Origin of the sequence: Oribacterium sp. HCP3S3_B9, from assembly GCF_052064255.1 — a bacterium.
Lineage (GTDB): Bacteria > Bacillota > Clostridia > Lachnospirales > Lachnospiraceae > Oribacterium.
In genome coordinates this window covers 1-468 of sequence record NZ_JBQHVY010000081.1, presented here as the reverse complement: position 1 = coordinate 468, position 468 = coordinate 1, and the positions used below count along the sequence as shown (strand labels likewise).

At 45.3% G+C, this 468-nt stretch carries 1 protein-coding gene; it reads right to left on the bottom strand.

Annotated features, from left to right (window positions below; all coding sequences use genetic code 11):
* The coding region (locus tag ACTNC3_RS11535) for an IS110 family transposase (RefSeq protein ID WP_441227519.1) at nt 1–261 on the bottom strand (261 nt) is incomplete at its 3' end.
* Nucleotides 262–468: the final 207 nt, after the last annotated feature.

Genomic DNA, 468 nt, shown 5'->3' with positions numbered 1-468 from the left:
GGAAGTCTGGATCGGGTTGATAACGCAGACCTGGTAGCGTTTAGATACGAGAAATTCAACCAGGTTGTCAGCATAGTGTGCCGTCGATTCAAGACCAATGATGAGGCTGCCGCGATCGTATGATGCGAGAGCAGAGAGCAGCGTACAGAAGCCATCATTGTCATTCGTAAATTTGAACGGCTTAACGAGTACCTCGCCGTCTGAAGAAACAACAGAAGCGAAGTGATTGAGTTTGGCAATGTCGATGCCAACGTAGTACATAGTGAAACCCTCCTTTCGGTTCCCTGATACTGTGGCATCCACCAGCGATTATCATCGTAGACTTGATTGAAATTAGTACTCAGGAGAAGTTCTCCAGCACATCCAGCTGATAAACAATTCAGATAAAGGTAGCGGCAATACACTCCTATGAAGTAGTCAGAGCTACAGGGGATAATAAAAAGTCCCACAGTATCTGAATGTATTGAA